This window comes from Bacteroides sp. AM10-21B (assembly GCF_003472565.1).
Classification (GTDB): Bacteria; Bacteroidota; Bacteroidia; order Bacteroidales; family Bacteroidaceae; genus Bacteroides; species Bacteroides propionicigenes.
The window spans coordinates 123,681-141,102 of sequence record NZ_QRME01000005.1 but is presented as its reverse complement, the minus strand read 5'-3'; the positions used below and the strand labels follow the sequence as shown (position 1 = coordinate 141,102).

The 17,422-nt window shown below is 47.5% G+C and carries 14 protein-coding genes; 12 read left to right on the top strand and 2 right to left on the bottom strand.

The window, feature by feature from the left end:
- Positions 1-80: 80 nt before the first annotated feature.
- The 4 genes from DW121_RS15595 to DW121_RS08020 all read left to right on the top strand — a co-directional run bounded on the left by DW121_RS15595 (position 81) and on the right by DW121_RS08020 (position 4,557).
- Positions 81-251, top strand: a complete 171-nt coding sequence (locus DW121_RS15595; protein WP_158560994.1) for a hypothetical protein — start codon at positions 81-83, stop codon at positions 249-251.
- Entirely contained in the window at positions 248-1,735 is a 1,488-nt protein-coding gene (locus DW121_RS08030) for a TolC family protein (RefSeq protein ID WP_117711396.1), read from the top strand. The genes DW121_RS15595 and DW121_RS08030 overlap by 4 nt, the downstream gene beginning before the upstream one ends.
- Positions 1,736-1,854: 119 nt before the next feature.
- The gene (locus DW121_RS08025; protein WP_117711397.1) at positions 1,855-3,213 is read left to right on the top strand and encodes a sigma-54-dependent transcriptional regulator; all 1,359 of its coding nucleotides are present in this window, start codon (positions 1,855-1,857) and stop codon (positions 3,211-3,213) included.
- Positions 3,214-3,240: 27 nt separating this feature from the next.
- Positions 3,241-4,557 (top strand): sensor histidine kinase, encoded by a 1,317-nt coding sequence (locus DW121_RS08020; protein WP_117711398.1) that lies wholly within the window; start codon positions 3,241-3,243, stop codon positions 4,555-4,557.
- Here DW121_RS08020 and aspD read toward each other — a convergent pair.
- Together aspD and aspT are read right to left on the bottom strand one after the other, a co-directional pair.
- Entirely contained in the window at positions 4,543-6,168 is a 1,626-nt protein-coding gene (gene aspD / locus DW121_RS08015) for an aspartate 4-decarboxylase (protein WP_118323480.1), read from the bottom strand. The two genes, DW121_RS08020 and aspD, sit on opposite strands and share 15 nt — an antisense overlap.
- A gap of 126 nt (positions 6,169-6,294) precedes the next feature.
- Entirely contained in the window at positions 6,295-7,989 is a 1,695-nt protein-coding gene (gene aspT / locus DW121_RS08010; protein ID WP_118323479.1) for an aspartate-alanine antiporter, read from the bottom strand.
- A 178-nt stretch (positions 7,990-8,167) separates the two neighbouring features.
- Here aspT and DW121_RS08005 point away from each other — a divergent pair, with 178 nt between their 5' ends.
- The 8 genes from DW121_RS08005 (at position 8,168) to DW121_RS07970 (ending at position 17,384) form a co-directional block, all read left to right on the top strand.
- On the top strand, positions 8,168-10,705 hold the full coding sequence (locus DW121_RS08005; protein ID WP_118323478.1) for a DUF5686 and carboxypeptidase-like regulatory domain-containing protein: 2,538 nt from the start codon (positions 8,168-8,170) through the stop codon (positions 10,703-10,705).
- 107 nt (positions 10,706-10,812) lie between these two features.
- Positions 10,813-12,102, top strand: coding sequence for an inositol-3-phosphate synthase (locus DW121_RS08000; RefSeq protein WP_117711477.1), 1,290 nt, complete (start codon positions 10,813-10,815; stop codon positions 12,100-12,102).
- Between the two features lie 150 nt (positions 12,103-12,252).
- On the top strand, positions 12,253-12,726 hold the full coding sequence (locus DW121_RS07995) for a phosphatidylglycerophosphatase A (protein WP_117711402.1): 474 nt from the start codon (positions 12,253-12,255) through the stop codon (positions 12,724-12,726).
- Positions 12,711-13,217 carry a GtrA family protein gene (locus DW121_RS07990; RefSeq protein ID WP_118323477.1) on the top strand — a complete coding sequence of 169 codons (507 nt, stop codon included), beginning with the start codon at positions 12,711-12,713 and terminating at the stop codon, positions 13,215-13,217. Before DW121_RS07995 ends, DW121_RS07990 begins: the two co-directional genes overlap by 16 nt.
- 11 nt (positions 13,218-13,228) lie before the next feature.
- A complete protein-coding gene (locus DW121_RS07985; protein ID WP_118323476.1) occupies positions 13,229-13,882 on the top strand; it encodes a CDP-alcohol phosphatidyltransferase family protein in 654 nt (217 codons plus the stop codon).
- Entirely contained in the window at positions 13,879-14,811 is a 933-nt protein-coding gene (locus DW121_RS07980) for a phosphatase PAP2 family protein (protein WP_117711405.1), read from the top strand. Before DW121_RS07985 ends, DW121_RS07980 begins: the two co-directional genes overlap by 4 nt.
- Positions 14,812-14,823: 12 nt before the next feature.
- Positions 14,824-16,164, top strand: a complete 1,341-nt coding sequence (locus DW121_RS07975) for a hypothetical protein (protein ID WP_233555787.1) — start codon at positions 14,824-14,826, stop codon at positions 16,162-16,164.
- A 47-nt stretch (positions 16,165-16,211) separates the two neighbouring features.
- Entirely contained in the window at positions 16,212-17,384 is a 1,173-nt protein-coding gene (locus DW121_RS07970; protein ID WP_118323475.1) for an iron-containing alcohol dehydrogenase, read from the top strand.
- Positions 17,385-17,422: the final 38 nt, after the last annotated feature.

Sequence of the window (17,422 nt, the reverse complement as noted above, 5' to 3'; positions counted from 1 at the left end):
TTATTAATTATGTTGTGTCAGTAGACTGGCAGTAGCATTGGCTGTAAAATGGGCTATTCGTCTGGAAATGAGCCCGAAAAATGGCACATGGGCTGGCTTTTTATTGGCACGTTACAGAATCGCCGCCGATTGTCCGCAAACGAACAGGGGGAGTGTCCGATTTCGGACACTCCCCCTTGCGTAATGCCTTCCTGCCCGCTTGGCACACTCTTTGCTTTTCTATCAACGACAATTTTAAAGACCGAACATGAAAAAGAATATTTTACTCGCCGCTTGTTTTTTGATGCCGCTGATTGCATCGGCACAAAATGATACTCTGACGCACGAACGTGACATTACTTTGGCAGAAGCCATCGCCCTGGCACGTACCCAGTCTGTAGATGCTGCGGTGGCACTCAACGAGTTGAAAACAGCCTATTGGGAATACCGTACTTTCCGAGCAGACCTGCTGCCCGAAGTAAACTTTACAGGAACATTGCCCAATTATAACAAGTCATACAGCACCTATCAGAATTCAGACGGTTCTTATAGCTTTGTCCGTAACAATACATTGGGACTGTCCGGTGCACTTTCCATCGACCAGAATATCTGGTTCACAGGTGGTAAGCTGTCGTTGGCTTCTTCCCTCGATTACATCAAGCAGTTGGGCTCCGACGGTAATAAGCAGTTTATGTCCGTGCCCGTAAGCCTTGAATTGACGCAACCCATATTCGGCGTGAACAGTTTGAAGTGGAACCGCCGTATCGAACCTGTACGGTATGCAGAGGCAAAGGCTGCCTTTATTTCGGCAACGGAACAAGTAACGATGAAAACCATCACCTACTTCTTCGAATTATTGCTGGCAAAGGAAGCGCTTGCCACAGCACAGCAAAATAAAGCGAATTCAGACCGCCTATATGAAGTGGCCATTGCCAAACGCAAAATGGGGCAGATTTCAGAAAACGACCTGTTGCAGCTCAAACTGAACTCCCTGCAAGGCAAAGCCGATGTAACCGAAGCCGAAAGCACACTGAACGCCAAGATGTTCCAGTTGCGTTCATTCCTCGGCGTGTCGGAGAGCGAGGGACTGAACCCTGTGATACCCGCTTCTGTTTCGGGTATTAAAATGGACTATGACCGCGTCCTGAACAAGGCTTTGGAACGCAACTCGTTTGCCCAGAATATACGCCGCCGCCAGTTGGAAGCCGACTATGAAGTGGCTACGGCACGTGGAAATTTAAGGAGTATTGACTTGTTTGCCAGCGTTGGCTATACCGGACAAAACTATGAATTCTCCTCTGCCTATCAGGATTTGCTGGATAACCAGATTGTGAAAGTCGGTGTAAAAATACCTATCCTCGACTGGGGCAAACGTCGCGGCAAGGTGAGAGTGGCGAAGAGCAACCGCGAAGTGGTGCTTTCCAAAATCCGCCAGGAACAAATGGACTTCAATCAGGACATCTTCTTGCTGGTGGCAAACTTCAACAACCAAGCCCAGCAACTGGAAATAGCCGAAGAAGCCGACCTGATAGCCGAAAAACGTTACAAGACCAGTGTGGAGACTTTTATGATTGGCAAAATAAGCACTCTTGACCTCAACGATGCGCAGAACTCCAAAGACGAAGCACGGCAAAAACACATCTCCGAACTTTATTACTATTGGTATTATTTCTATCAGCTCCGTAGCCTGACTCTTTGGGATTTTGAACGGAACATGGAGTTGGAAGCCGACTTTGAAGATATAATCAAAGGCTGATTCCGGTACAAAACATACCGATTTGTAAGATTATAAGGGAAAAAACAAAAAAAGAGTGCAAATCTGTATGAACTGTGGTGAAAAAACTTACTTTTGCAAGCAACTAACTACAAAATGCTATGATACTGATAGTCGATGATGATAGTGCCGTACGTTCTTCACTTAGTTTTATGTTGAAGCGTGCCGGTTATGAAGTAAAAACAGCTCCGGGTCCCCGTGAAGCAATGGATATAGTTCGTGCAGAATCTCCCGCACTGATATTGATGGATATGAACTTTACGCTCTCCACTACCGGTGAGGAAGGGCTTACGCTGTTGAAGCAGGTGAAGGTGTTCCGCTCCGACGTCCCCGTTATCTTGATGACAGCATGGGGCAGTATACAGCTTGCCGTACAGGGTATGCAGGCGGGTGCTTTCGACTTTATTACCAAGCCGTGGAACAATGCCGCCCTTTTGCAGCGCATCGAAACCGCTTTGGAATTGAGCGCCGCTCCGAAGGAAGTGCCGGAAGAGCAGGCGGAAGGCTTGAACCGCAGCCACATCATAGGAAAGTCACAAGGACTGATGGAAGTACTGAATACCGTAGCCCGCATAGCCCGTACCAACGCTTCCGTACTCATCACCGGTGAGAGCGGTACAGGTAAGGAACTGATAGCCGAGGCCATCCATATCAACAGCCAGCGTACCAAGCAACCTTTCGTGAAGGTCAATCTCGGCGGTATTTCGCAGAGTTTGTTCGAGAGTGAGATGTTCGGTCATAAGAAAGGCGCTTTTACCGATGCGAGCGCCGACCGTATAGGCCGTTTTGAACTGGCAAACAAAGGGACTATCTTTCTGGATGAAATAGGCGACTTGGATTTGTCTTGTCAGGTAAAACTGTTGCGTGTGCTTCAAGACCAGACTTTTGAAGTGCTTGGAGACAGCCGCCCGCGCAAGGTGGATGTACGTGTAGTATCCGCCACCAATGCCGATTTGCGCAAAATGGTTTCCGAACGCACGTTCCGCGAAGACCTTTTCTACCGTATCAATCTGATAACCGTAAAACTTCCCGCCTTGCGCGAACGTCGTGAGGATATTCCTCTGTTGGCACGCCACTTTGCCGACCGTCAGGCAGCTGTAAACGGTTTGCCACATACCGAATTCTCGGCGGACGCACTGAATTTCCTTTCCCGCCTGCCTTATTCGGGTAATATCCGCGAATTGAAGAATCTGGTGGAGCGTACCATTCTTGTCAGCGGAAAACAGACTTTAGATGCTTCTGATTTTGAATCGCAATATCAGCGCCATGACGAACCCGCAAAGGCCGCCGAAGGAACGTCTTTTGCCGGCATGACGCTGGACGAAATAGAACGGCAGACTATCCTGCAGGCTTTGGAACAACATAAAGGCAATCTCAGTCAGGTTGCATTAGGGTTGGGCATCAGCAGGGCTGCACTGTACAGGCGGTTGGAGAAATACGGAATAAAATATGAATTATAATTTCTGATTCATCATAACTCATTTATCGTGCGCATCAAATTCTATTTTTTCATCCTCGTGCTGTTTCTGCTCGGACTTGGCGGGGCATTGATATGCCTGGCAGATAAAATGCAAACCGTCCACCTGTATATAGTGGAGGGCATCATCGCATTTATACTTATTTATCTGGTGGTGTTTTATCGCAAGATTGTCAAGCCGATGAGTACGATAGGAAGCGGTATGGAATTGCTGCGCGAACAGGACTTCAGCAGCCGGCTCAGTCAGGTGGGGCAGTATGAGGCCGACCGTATTGTAAACATATTCAACCGCATGATGGAGCAGCTCAAGAACGAGCGTCTGCGTATGCGCGAGCAGAACCATTTTCTTGACTTGTTGATTCAGGCATCGCCTATGGGAGTTATCATTATGACGTTGGACGGCGAAGTGTCTCAACTCAACCCAATGGCTGTGAAGATGTTAGGTGTCCGTCCTGAAGAAGCGCAGAACAAGAAACTGGAGAAGATTGATTCGCCTTTGGCGGAAGAACTGGCATCGCTTCCTAAAGAGGAAACTTCCGTAGTGCGGCTGAATGATGCGAATATTTATAAGTGCACCCATTCCTCGTTTATCGACAGAGGATTCAAGCATCCTTTCTTCTTGATAGAACGTATGACGGACGAAGTGATGAAAGCGGAAAAACGTGCATACGAAAAGGTTATCCGCATGATTGCCCACGAAGTGAACAATACTACTGCCGGCATAACCTCTACTTTGGATACGGTGGAGCAAGCCCTTTCTACGGAAGAGGGCATGGAAGACATTTGCGATGTAATGCGCGTATGTACGGAGCGTTGTTTCTCTATGAGCCGTTTCATTACCCGTTTTGCCGATGTGGTGAAGATTCCCGAACCTACGGTGGCGCCGGTTCGGCTGAATGAATTGGTATCCATGTGCAAGCGTTTCATGGAAGGGATGTGCAACGACCGTAACATTATCCTCCGCTTGGAATGTGACCCTGAAGTGGGACAGGTTCGTCTGGATGCTTCATTGTTTGAGCAAGTTTTGGTAAATATCATTAAGAACGCTGCCGAAAGTATAGAGGGGGCCGGCGAAGCGGCAGGCAAGCAAGGTGAAATAATAGTAAGGACCACCGCCCCCGCTTTCATAGAAATCGTAGACAATGGTCCCGGAATAAGTAAGGAGGCCGAAGCTAAACTCTTCAGTCCCTTCTTCTCCACCAAACCGAACGGGCAGGGGATTGGCTTGGTGTTTATCAGGGAAGTATTGAGTCGTCATGGTTGTACATTCTCCCTGCGCACATACAATGACGGGTTGACCCGCTTCCGAATCTTATTTAATTTTTAATTTTCCTTCCCATTCCTCCGCGTATTCATCCAATATACGCTTGATGCCTTGGCCGATGGTGACGTAATCGTTCTCATTCAGATTGGCAAGGGAAGCGCGCACGCTCCATTCCGGCCCGTCGAAGCCGCCGCCGTTCAGAAGTACCAGGGATGTTTCTTGGGCAAGGCGGAACACGACGTTCAGCGGGCTGTACGTCTTTTTGAGGTATTCCACAAACTTGTCTCCATAGAACTTTTTGGCCCAGACCAGCATATCGATTTCCGTATAGTAGCCCACCCGTAAGGGGTCTTCCACTAATGTAAACCCGGTGTTGTCCCAAAGAGCCTGCAAACGGCGCCGGATGATTTCCTGCATCTTTTGCTTGTATCGGTTCTCCTTGTCCAGCAATGCAAAAGCGGCGAATAAGCTCATCTGCATCTGCTGAGGCAGTGAAAGTCCTGCCGTATGGTTCAATGCTACCTGGCGGCTGTCTGCTACCATGCGGTCTATGAACTTCAGTTTCTCGGGATGCAGGGTCAGTGTGGCATAACGGCGGTTGAGGGCTTCGCGTTTCTCTTTTGGCAACCGGGATATTTGCCTGTCGAATACATTGTACTCGTGCAGTGCTATGACGGCATTGCGCCAGCCGGTGGCGCCGAAATATTTGGAGAATGAATATACACAAAGCGTATTGTACGGAATTTCTGCCATGAACGAACGGAAATGCGGGCTGAATGTGCCGTACACATCATCCGTAATAATCATCAGGTTGGGGTTGTCTTCCTTTACAATGTTTACGATGCGTGCCATTGTCTCCGGACTGAGCGTGTAGCTGGGCGGGTTGCTCGGATTGGTAACGAACAATGCCTTTATCGCCGGATTCTTCAGCCTGTCAATATCCTCGTCACTGTATTGCCACAGGTGCAGTCCGTCTTTGTTCATGCGGTTGGCATGCAGTTCGGTCACCTTAAACCGGTAGCGGCTCAGTTGGGGAATCTCTATGTAAGGTGTAAAGGCGGGAACCATGAGAACGATGCCGTCGCCTTTGTTTAATAGAAAATTTTCTTGCAGGGAGTCGAAGATATAGCACATGGCGGCTGTTCCGCCTTCGGTGGCAAACAGGTCGAACGCTCCTCGTGGCGGACGGTTGTCGCATATTTCCTGATTCAGGTAGTCGCATACCAACATTTCGGTGAATTGCAGAATGCGGTCGGGCACGGGATATTGGTCGCCTATAACGCTTTCCGCCCATTCGTGGACAAGGCTGTCCGGGTCGACGGCATGCTGCATCAGCATATAGTTGTAGGTTTGCTCCAACAATTTGGCTCCGGGCTGATAGGTATTGCTTTTGAGGAATTGCTCAAAACGGGAGGCAATGCCTTGCTTTTCGGGAATGCCGGCGATGCCTTCGGGAAGGAACATGGTGTGGCGGCATTCTTCTAACCCGAACTTTCCCAAAAGGAAGAAGGCTTCGCGTGGAGTGGTTGCAATCCAGTTGGGATTACCGCGCCCGGCGTTCAGCATGGTACGCGCGGTCTTTTTCAGACTTTCATCTGCCATATCAATGAGACGGTTTTTCAGCTCGAAAGGGCTGATGTTTTCCATCTTCTTTTCTAAAAGTTTTGTATCCATATAATCTGAGGTTTAGGTATTTAATTACTGCTTCGCATTATTTAATAAAATATTATGATTTCAAGGGCATCTGTAATTCTTAGTTTGTTTGGAGAATAGCTATTGTTTGCTTAGAGCCTTTGTACGCTAAATCAGCAGGACGATAACCACTCCCCATATAATAAGCAAGGTATTGCCTACTGCATACGTCACTGTGTAACCCAATGCAGGCGTTTCGCTCTCTACAGCATCTTGTATGGCTCCGAGGGCTGCCGTAGTGGTTCTTGCACCTGCACAGCACCCAAGTGCGATGGCGGGGTGAAACTTGAACAGATACCTTGCCAGCAGCAGCCCGATAATCAGCGGGAGAGTGGTGGCAACCGCACCTACAAGGAACAGGCTGATGCCCACGTCATGGAATCCCTGTACAAAGCTGGGACCTGCCGATATGCCTACTACGGCGATGAACATATTCAGCCCTACATTATTCAGTACCCATTGCGACGGTTCGGGAATGCGTCCGAAGGTGGGATGCTTGCTACGCAGCCAACCGAAGAACAATCCCGCTATCAATGCTCCGCCACTGGTGCTCAGGCTGATTGGCACGCCGCCGATGTGAACGGATAATGCACCGAACAGTCCGCCCACAAGGATGCCGAGCCCTACGAAAATCATGTCTGTCTGGTTGGTAGGACGGTCTATATAGCCCAAACGTCTGGCGGCAGCTTCCACTTCCTGTCTGGTTCCCACTACTTCTACCACGTCGCCGGCATCTACTGTGGTCTGTGCCATGACGGGGATGTCGATGCCTGCACGCTTGATGCTGCGGATGCTGACACCGTGCATGAACTTTTCGCTGCGGATTGCCGAAACGGTCTTTCCTGCAAAAGTCTTTTTTGTTACCATGACGGGCAGCCTTTCTGCAGGGAAGTCCAGTAATTGCTGGTCTTGTATTTCCGGACCTATCCAGTCCTCCTCACCGATAACGTATTCCCGGCGTCCGCTGAGCACAACTTCATCTCCTATCTCCAGTTGCACGTTGGGGCTGACTTCGCGGATAGTGCCCGCTTTGCGGAGCCGTTCCACAAACAGGCGCTTGTCCTGTTGCTGGAAGTACATTTCGAGGTCTATAACCCTTTTCCCGTTTTTGAACCATTCGTTTTTTATGCGGTAGGCGCGGAAGGTGACGGGACGTGCGGCGTGCATGAAGCCGGGCTCGTCTGCCTGGGAATTACCCATGCGGGCTTCCAAATCCTTGCAGGCGGCTTTCACCTTATCCAGCCCGCCCAGCATTTTCGGTCCGATGGACGATAGTACCCAAGCCGAGCCGGCAGTGCCGAAAATGTAAGTTACGGCATAGGATACCGGAATGATGTTGACGTAACTCTGCCGTTGCGCTTCGTCCAGCCCCATATTGGCCATTGTATCTTCCGCTACTCCGATAACGGCGGATATGGTTTGCGAGCCGGCAAGCAATCCTGCCGCTTCTCCCATGTTATATCCCATGAGCAAGGCAAGAAGCCAAGTCACTCCCAATACGGATACGCACATCAGCACCGCAAATGCCACCTGCGGCAGTCCGTCTTTTTTGAGTCCGCGGAAGAACTGCGGTCCTACCTTGTAGCCTACGGCAAACAGGAACAGTAAGAAAAATACTGACTTGATAGGGCCGGGTACGGCAATATTCAGCTGCCCCACCACTACGCCTACCAGCAGCACACTGGTGACGGTTCCTAAAGTGAACTTGCCGATGCGCAGCTTGCCCAGCCAGAACCCCAAGAAAATGGTGAGGAAAATGGCTAATTCGGGACGTTCTCTGAGTTGATTGAAAATCCATTCCATAATTAAGTATTTAGGTCGGTTTGTACGTCTTTTGCAAGTCGTTTTCGCTATACAACGGGTTTTAACGGGAAGTGTTTTGAATAAAAGTGGTTTTTTAGAACATTTATTCCGCAAAACCGAACTTTTATAAAAAGTTTTCTTCCGTACCTTTGCGCACTGAATGATAGATAGGTAAGGTATGAGGTTGTTTATTAGGGTGTTTCTGCTGATGCAGATAATTGTAGTTCCCTTGAGGGCGCAATATGTAGTGCAAGGTGTTGTCACTGATTCGCTGACACGGGAGCCGTTGCCATATACCTCGGTCTATCTGAAAGGAACCACAGAGGGGGGAATGACTGATGACAAGGGCGTGTTTTCTTTCAAGACCTATCGTCCGGAAGCGCGGCTGGTAATCTCGGCTGTGGGTTATAATGAATACACCCGGTTGATTCATCCGGCACGCGGGGAGCGTATAAAAGTTGCGCTTGCCCCTGCTACTTATGCGCTGAACGAGGTGGTGGTGAAGCCGAAGCGCGAGCGTTACAAAAAGAAGGACAATCCGGCTGTGGAGTTTGTACGGAAGATGATAGAGCACCGGGACGATTATTCTCCGGATGAACGTGACTTCTGGCAGCGTGAACGTTATGAAAAAATGACGTTTGCCATTAACAATTTCGATAGCGTAAAGCAGCAGAAGTGGCTGTACCGCAAGTTTAAGTTCCTGACCGATTATGTAGATACTTCCGCCGTTACCGGAAAACCTGTATTGGCGGTATCCAACCGCGAGCTGCTGGCTACGGATTATTACCGCAAGTCGCCCCATAGCGAAAAGCAATGGGTAAAGGCACGGCGGCAGGCAGGTGTGGACGAAATGCTGTCACAGCAAGGCATGGAGCAGGCTATCAGCGTCACCATGACCGATGTAGATATTTATCAGAACAATATAACGCTGTTTACCAATAAGTTCGTCAGTCCGCTATCTTCTTTGGGACCTTCGTTCTACAAGTATTACCTGATGGATACACTGACCGTTGCCGGGAAGCCTTGTGTGGACTTGACTTTTGTACCTTTCAACTCCGAGTCGTTCGGCTTTACGGGGCATCTGTACGTCATGCTGGACAGTACGTATTTCGTGCGTCGCGTAGTGATGAACTTTCCTCAGAAAATCAACCTGAACTTTGTGGACTACATGAAGATAGAACAGAACTTTGGCCGTGCGGAGGACGGTACAAGGCAGCTGATGAATGAAAGTATCACGACGGAATTCAAATTGGTGGATAACAGTGACGGTATCTATGCCAAGCGGGATGTATATTATCAGGATTATGCCTACGAACTTACCGCTGATGCTTTGCAGGCATTCCGAAAGCCCGAGAAAGTGATTGAGGGCATGGATTCTTCCGCTCATTCCGACGCTTATTGGGATGCCAACCGGCTTGCGGAAGTGAGCAAAAAGGAGACTTCCGTAGACAAGATGATGGCTCAATTGCGCAGTTATCCGGTTTATTATTGGACGGAGAAGGTGCTGAAAGTATTGTTTACGGGGTATATCCCGGCTCCTAAAGAGAAAGCTCCCTTGTTCTATATCGGCATGATGAATACCACTATCAGCGGTAATGCGCTGGAGGGGGTTCGTGTACGTGCCGGCGGAATGACGACCGCTTGGCTCAATCCGCATTTGTTCGGTAGGGGATATATGGCGTACGGATTTCGTGATGAGCGTATGAAAGGGCTGGCGGAACTGGAATATTCTTTTCACAAGAAAAAGGAGTATGCCAACGAGTTTCCGATTCATTCCTTGAAACTTCGCTATCTGTCCGATGTCAACCAATACGGGCAGCATTATCTCTATACCAGTCAGGATAATGTATTTCTGGCTTTGAAGCGCCAGAAGGACGACCGCATCGGCTATCAGCGGAAGGCGGAACTGACGTACACAAACGAATTTCATTCGGGCTTTTCTTTCCAGCTGACTACGCGCCTGCGGAAAGACGAATCTTCACATCTTATTCCTTTCGTGAAGCAAGATGCCGGAGATGAGTTTGTAAAAAGTATTTCTACAAGTGAACTGGAATTGAAGCTGCGTTATGCTCCTAACGAAAAATTCTTCCAGACCCAATGGAACCGTTTTCCGGTGTCGTTGGACGCTCCGGTTTTTACGCTGACGCATACTATGGCGGCTAAAGGTGTGTTGGGTGGGGATTATACCTACCACTATACGGAGGCGGGTTTCCAGAAACGTTTCTGGTTTTCGGCCTTTGGCTATACGGATGTCATACTGAAAGCCGGTAAGGTGTGGAATAAAGTCCCTTTCCCGTTACTTATTATTCCCAATGCCAATCTGTCTTACACTATTCAGCCGGAGTCTTATTCACTGATGAATGCGATGGAATTTATGAACGATGAATATGCCTCGTGGGATGTGACTTATTTCTTGAACGGTTTTCTCTTCAACCGCATTCCGTTGTTGAAAAAACTGAAATGGCGTGAAGTATTGTCCTGCCGGGGAATTTATGGAAACCTGAGCAACAAGAACAATCCCGAATTCAGTGAAGGATTATTTGCTTTTCCGGCAGGAAGCACTACCATGGGACATACTCCGTACGTGGAAGTCGGGGTGGGGATTGAGAATATTTTGAAAGTGCTGCGGGTGGATTATGTATGGCGTTTAACTTACCGGGATTTACCGAATATAGATAAATCCGGGCTTAGAATCAGCCTGCATATGACATTTTAACTTAAATCTTACTAACAGAGCATTAAATCGGATAAAAAGACTAATCCCAATTGGGTAAAATACCCTAAATTTGAGCAATTTTTTAAACTCTAAATAATACAATGGCAATGAAAGAAAACATTAAGCCGGCAACCGGTCGGTTAGGCGTACTGGTAGTCGGAGTAGGTGGTGCGGTTGCAACCACTATGATTACAGGTACATTAGCTGCCCGTAAGGGGTTGGCAAAAGCTATAGGCTCAATCGCACAAATGGCTACTATGCGTATGCAGGACGGCAAAGAGCATCTGATTAAGGATGTAGTGCCTTTGGTTGATTTGAACGATATCGTTTTCGGCGGTTGGGATATTTTTGCAGATGATGCGTATGAAGCTGCAATGTATGCAGAAGTTTTGAAAGAAAAGGACTTGAACCTCGTAAAGGATGAGTTGAAGGCCATCAAACCTATGCCTGCCGCTTTTGACCACAATTTTGCAAAACGTCTGAACGGTACACACATCAAGAATGCCGCTACGCGCTGGGATATGGTGGAACAGTTGCGTGAGGACATCCGCACTTTCAAGGCAAATAATAACTGCGACCGTATCGCAGTATTGTGGGCTGCAAGTACTGAAATTTATGTTCCTTTGGCTGAAGAGCACAAGTCTCTCGCCGCTTTGGAAAAAGCTATGAAGGAAAACAATACGGAAGTTATTTCTCCGAGTATGTGTTACGCTTACGCTGCAATCGCAGAAGGTGCTCCATTCATCATGGGTGCTCCTAACTTGTGCGTAGACACTCCGGCTATGTGGGAATTCTCCAAGAAGATGAATGTGCCTATTTCCGGTAAGGACTTCAAGAGCGGACAGACTTTGATGAAGACTGTACTCGCCCCGATGTTCAAGACTCGTATGCTGGGCGTAAGCGGATGGTTCTCTACCAATATCTTGGGTAACCGCGACGGCGAAGTGCTGGACCAACCGGAAAACTTCAAGACAAAAGAAGTCAGCAAGCTGTCTGTTATCGACAATATTTTCGAACCTGAAAAATTCCCCGATTTGTACGGTGATGTATATCACAAAGTACGTATCAACTATTATCCGCCTCGTAAGGACAACAAGGAAGCATGGGATAATATCGACATCTTCGGCTGGATGGGTTATCCGATGGAAATCAAAGTTAACTTCCTGTGCCGTGACTCTATCTTGGCAGCTCCTATCGCACTCGACTTGGTTATCTTCAGTGACCTTGCTCTGCGTGCAGGTATGTGTGGCATCCAGACTTGGCTGTCATTCTTCTGCAAGAGCCCGATGCACGACTTTGAACACGAGCCGGTACACGACTTGTTCCAACAGTGGAGAATGGTGAAAGAAACTCTCCGCAACATGGTAGGTGAAACTGCACCGAGCTATTTGGACTAAAATAAGAAAGTGGTAGGGTTATAAAAGTGATAAGGTGATAGGGTGATAAGTAAGTTTCGTGTTTCGAGATTTTATCACTCTACTACCTTACCACTTTTATCGCTTTATCACCCCTATCACATTATCATCCTTTTTATCCCCTTTTTATCAATGAAGAAACCCTCTTTTTTCCCGGTTCTCATAGGTACGGGCTTCGGTTCGGGATTTTCTCCTTTCGCTCCGGGTACGGCAGGCGCTTTGCTGGCTACGCTTATTTGGTTCGGATTGTCTTTCATTGTTCCGGAAATATGCCTGATGTGGCTGACGGTGGCCTTAATTCTTGTCTTTACGGTAATGGGAATATGGGCAACCAATCGTCTTGAACCTTGCTGGGGGGAAGACCCTTCGCGCGTGGTGGTGGACGAAATGGTAGGAGTATGGATTGCATTGCTGGCTGCACCGTCGGGTAATGTATGGTATGCGCTGGGCGCATTCGCCCTTTTTCGTCTGTTCGACATTTTCAAGCCGTTAGGAATCCGTCGTATGGAAAGTTTCCCGGGCGGATTTGGAGTAATGATGGATGATATTTTGGCGGGAATTTATAGCTTTGTAGTCTTAATCGGAGTAAGATGGCTGATAGGCTAAAGGAAATATCGGGATTTGCAGGTTGGCGTCATGCTGTTTGGGTCTTTGTCAAGGCTCAGCTTTCGTCGTATGTGGCAAGTCTTGTGGATTTCTTGGTGACTATTTTACTGGTTAAACTATCCGGACTTTTTTATTTGTATGCTACTTTCTTAGGCTCTGTGGTTGGCGGCATGGTGAATTGTGTCATTAACTACGGTTGGGTATTTCATGCGGATGACTGCAAAAAGACGCACGTTGCGCTGAAATATCTTTTTGTCTGGGGAGGTAGTATTTTATTGAATACATGGGGTACATTTGCCCTGACGGAGTGGCTGACGGGTATGTACTGGGTGGACGGATTGCTGGGACATTACATAAACGATGTGTTTATCCTGTCCAAAGTTATCGTAGCTGTTCTGGTGGCATTTTTCTGGAACTATCATCTGCAACGGGTATTCGTATATCGTAATCATAATTTCAGAAAATTTATACGACAATATTTTAGAGACTAAATAGAACTGATATGAATTATAGAGATTGGCTGCAACAGTTGATTTATAAGATTATAAATCCGATTGTACATGGCATGATTAAGGTGGGCATTACGCCTAATTTTATTACTACCACCGGACTGGTGATGAACATCGTGGCTGCGTGCGTATTTGTGTATGCGGGTATGTACAAACCGGGTGAACTGGCCTATGTGGGTTGGGGAGGAGGAATTGTCCTCTTTGCCGGTTTGTTCGATATGATGGACGGGCGTGTGGCGCGTGTAGGCAATATGTCTTCCACATTTGGAGCATTGTACGACTCGGTGCTCGATCGTTATAGCGAGATGGTGACGTTGTTCGGTATCTTCTATTATTTGATTCTGCAAGGTTATCTGTGGGGGTCGATGATAACTTTTGTCGCATTGATTGGCTCGCTTATGGTGAGCTATGTGCGTGCACGTGCCGAAGGGTTGGGGCTGGAATGTAAGGTAGGTTTCATGCAACGTCCCGAACGTGTGGTGCTGACCAGTCTCGGTGCTTTGTTCTGCGGCATTTTCGGAGATTGCGAAGCGTTTGACCCCATGCTGATACTGATTGTTCCGATGGCTGTGATAGCTTTTCTTGCTAATTTGACGGCATTTGCACGTATTGCGCATTGCTATAAACTCTTAAAGAAGCAACGATGAGAAAAAATATCTTCCCTTCTGTCAAAGAAGCGTTGCCTGTTGTTGTTATTACGGTACTGTTCTTGTTGTTGACAGCCGTTTGTATAGGGCTGCGCACAGAACATCTTCTGATGGCGGGTCTGTTTCTGGTGCTCTTCTTTGCAGGAAAAACAACCCGTAAATTGGCGGTAGCGTTACTTCCTTTTATCATCTTCGGCATTTCTTACGACTGGATGCGGGTATATCCCAATTATGAGGTGAATCCTATTGATGTGCAGGGATTGTATGAGGCGGAGAAGTCCTTATTTGGTATCTCGATTAACGGGACAACGTTGATTCCCTGTGAATATTTTGCACAGAACCACTGTGCGACAGGTGATTTCTTGGCAGGCATATTCTATCTCTGCTGGGTTCCTGTTCCCATTGCATTCGGCTTGTGGCTTTATCTGAAAGGCGAACGCAAGCTGTATCTTCGCTTTGCCATGGTTTTTTTGTTGGTAAACCTTATCGGGTTTGCCGGGTATTATATTCATCCGGCAGCACCACCTTGGTATGCTATGAACTACGGCTTTGAGCCGATTCTCGATACGCCGGGTAATGTGGCGGGGTTGGGGCGTTTTGACGAACTGTTGGGGTGCTCCATCTTTAATTCCATTTACGGGCGGAATGCCAACGTGTTTGCTGCTGTTCCTTCGCTGCACGCAGCTTATATGGTGGTAGCTGTGGCATATGCCGCTATGGGGCGTTGCAAGAAGTGGCTGATAGCTCTGTTCTCTGTTGTCATGGTGGGCATCTGGTGGACGGCTGTCTACTCCGGACATCATTATTTGATTGATGTAATGCTGGGCATTTCCTGTTCTCTGCTGGGTATTCTGGTATTTGAGCAAGGGCTGATGAAGTGGGGGACGTTTAAACGTTTCTTTGAAAGATACAGTCAATATATTCGATAAACATAGAAAGGTATGGAACACAGGATTTTAAATTGTGCTGTTGTCAGAGGAAGCGGCGACAGTACCTATTTGGTCCTTCATGGCAAGAAATATGCGATTGCAGGCGATGAAGTCATGGAGAAGTTATTTGTACGCCCGTATTATACGCGGGTTACTGACAAATGCCTGAATGTGTTGCCGGATGGCGAATTCTTGTCTGTTTCGTCCCGGTTGGTGGCAGACTCGGACAATAAAGTTTATTTGAGTGTAAATGGCTGCCTGAAACTGCCGATTCTTGATTCTGTCACTTTTGATGAAATGGGCTTTGCCGCCGATAAGATACAGGTGCTTCCGGAAAACGAATTGGAACAAATTCCGACCGGTGAACCTGTTGAAGCTGGCAATTGGGGTTGGGAGCATGAAGATTGGATGTCCTGCGTGCCGGATGATACTCTATTATCCGGAATCTCAATTCCCGGCACCCATGATACTATGAGCTATACGTGCTATCATAAGAATCTCATAAAGGAGGTAATAGAACAAAAAAAATGGGGGCTTATTCTGGATGCTACGGCGGCCTGCCAAGCTAAATCTTTGGAAGAGCAACTTAAAATGGGCGCACGCTTTTTTGACCTTCGTTTGGACCATACGATGCGCTTTTATCATGGCGCTACGGATTTGAAGCTGGTGTCGGAAGACGCTATGCAGCCATTGGTGAGATTTTTGGGCGAGCATCCGGATGAAACGGTTCTTTTACGTGTAAAGTCGGAAAATACTCAGGATGAGTCCGCTTACAGAAACCTTTTGGAAAAGGAAGTGATAGGGCGTTATCGGCAATGGTTCTGGAGCTGGTCTGAGGAATATTCCGGAGCCGGTGTAAAAGATGAACATGGAGTGGTGATTCCCGTATTGGGTGAAACAAGGGGAAAAATAGTCCTCTTTAATTCATATCAATTGGAAGATATGAAGGATGGGGTGAAAGAGTATATCGGCTATCAGCTTCGGTTTTATACGCCGGTGGTTGATGGAGAGCCCTTCCCGGTAACTTGCCAACATTTGCAGGATGAATATCAACTTGGTTCCACTCCCCAAAAGATACAAGCAATTAAAGAAAATGCCCGGAAAGCAGACCGATGTGAAGATTCTGTCTATTCCATTAATTTCCTAAGCGGAGTGGATAATATAAAACTTTCAGACTCCATAAAAATTCCAGTTCCTATTCCTCAGGTATGTGCCATGAGCAATAATCCTCAGGTAGAAAAGTTTCTTATCGAGGAGATAAGGAATACAACGGGTATTATAGTTATGGATTTCATGGGGCTTGACGAAGGTGTGACGCCACGTGTGTTGTTTACTAATTTCCGTCGGCATTAATGTAGCGTTTTTGCGATAGTCGGTTTTTATATATAGTATAGAAGTATATGAATAATTTTGTCTTTTATAGTCCTACGGAATTTGTCTTTGGTAGGGCAACGGAAATGCAAGTCGGCGCTTTGGCGCATAAGCACGGGGCACAGAAAGTAATGATTGTATATGGTGGCGGTTCCGTGGTGCGGAGCGGTCTGTTGGACAGGGTGAAGCAATCTTTGCAGGAAGCCGGTATTCGGTATTGCGAGATGGGAGGCGTACAGCCCAATCCGGTTGATACGAAGGTGTGTGAAGGCATTGAGATTTGCCGTCGTGAACAGGCTGATTTACTGCTTCCCGTGGGAGGCGGCTCTGTGATTGATACAGCAAAGGCAATTGCTGCCGGTGTGCCTTATGAAGGTGATTTTTGGGATTTCTTTATCGGTAAGGCGAAAGTGGTGAAGGCATTGAAAGTGGCTGTTGTGCTGACAATTCCCGCTGCGGGCAGTGAAGGGTCAGGCAATTCGGTTATCACGAAGGTAGATACCCTTCAGAAATTGAGCCTGCGTGTGCCGGAGCTATTACGCCCTGTCTTTTCTATAATGAATCCTGAGCTGACTTATACATTACCGCCTTTTCAGACCTCTTGCGGAATTGCCGATATGATGGTGCATATTATGGAGCGTTATTTCACTAATACGCAGGAGGTGGAAATCAGCGACCGCCTTTGCGAAGGTACGCTGACGGCTATCATTAAGGAGGCTTATCGTGTAAAGCAAAATCCGGAAGATTATGACGCACGCGCCAATATTATGTGGTGCGGAACGATAGCCCATAACGGAACTTGTGGTGTAGGTTGTGAGGAAGACTGGGCTTCGCACTTTTTGGAGCATGAGGTCAGTGCTATTTACAACGTTACGCATGGCGCAGGGTTGTCTGTGATAGTTCCGGCATGGATGACTTTTATGGCTGAGCACAATCCGAAGAAGATAGCCCAATTCGCCAACCGTGTTTTTGGAATTCCTGAGTCGGAAGATTTGGAAGAAATGGCTTTGGCGGGAATCGCCCGTTTAAAACACTTTTTCCGCTTTATAGGACTGCCGGTCAACTTTAGGGAGTTGGGCATTGAGAATCCTGATATAGACCGCTTGTCGGATAATTTGCATCGCAATAAGGGAGAGTTTGTGGGCAATTATGTAAAACTGACCAAACAGGACAGCAAGGAAATCTATCGTCTGGCACTGTAATAACGAACAAAAAAACGGCGAAGTGTTTATCAGACTTC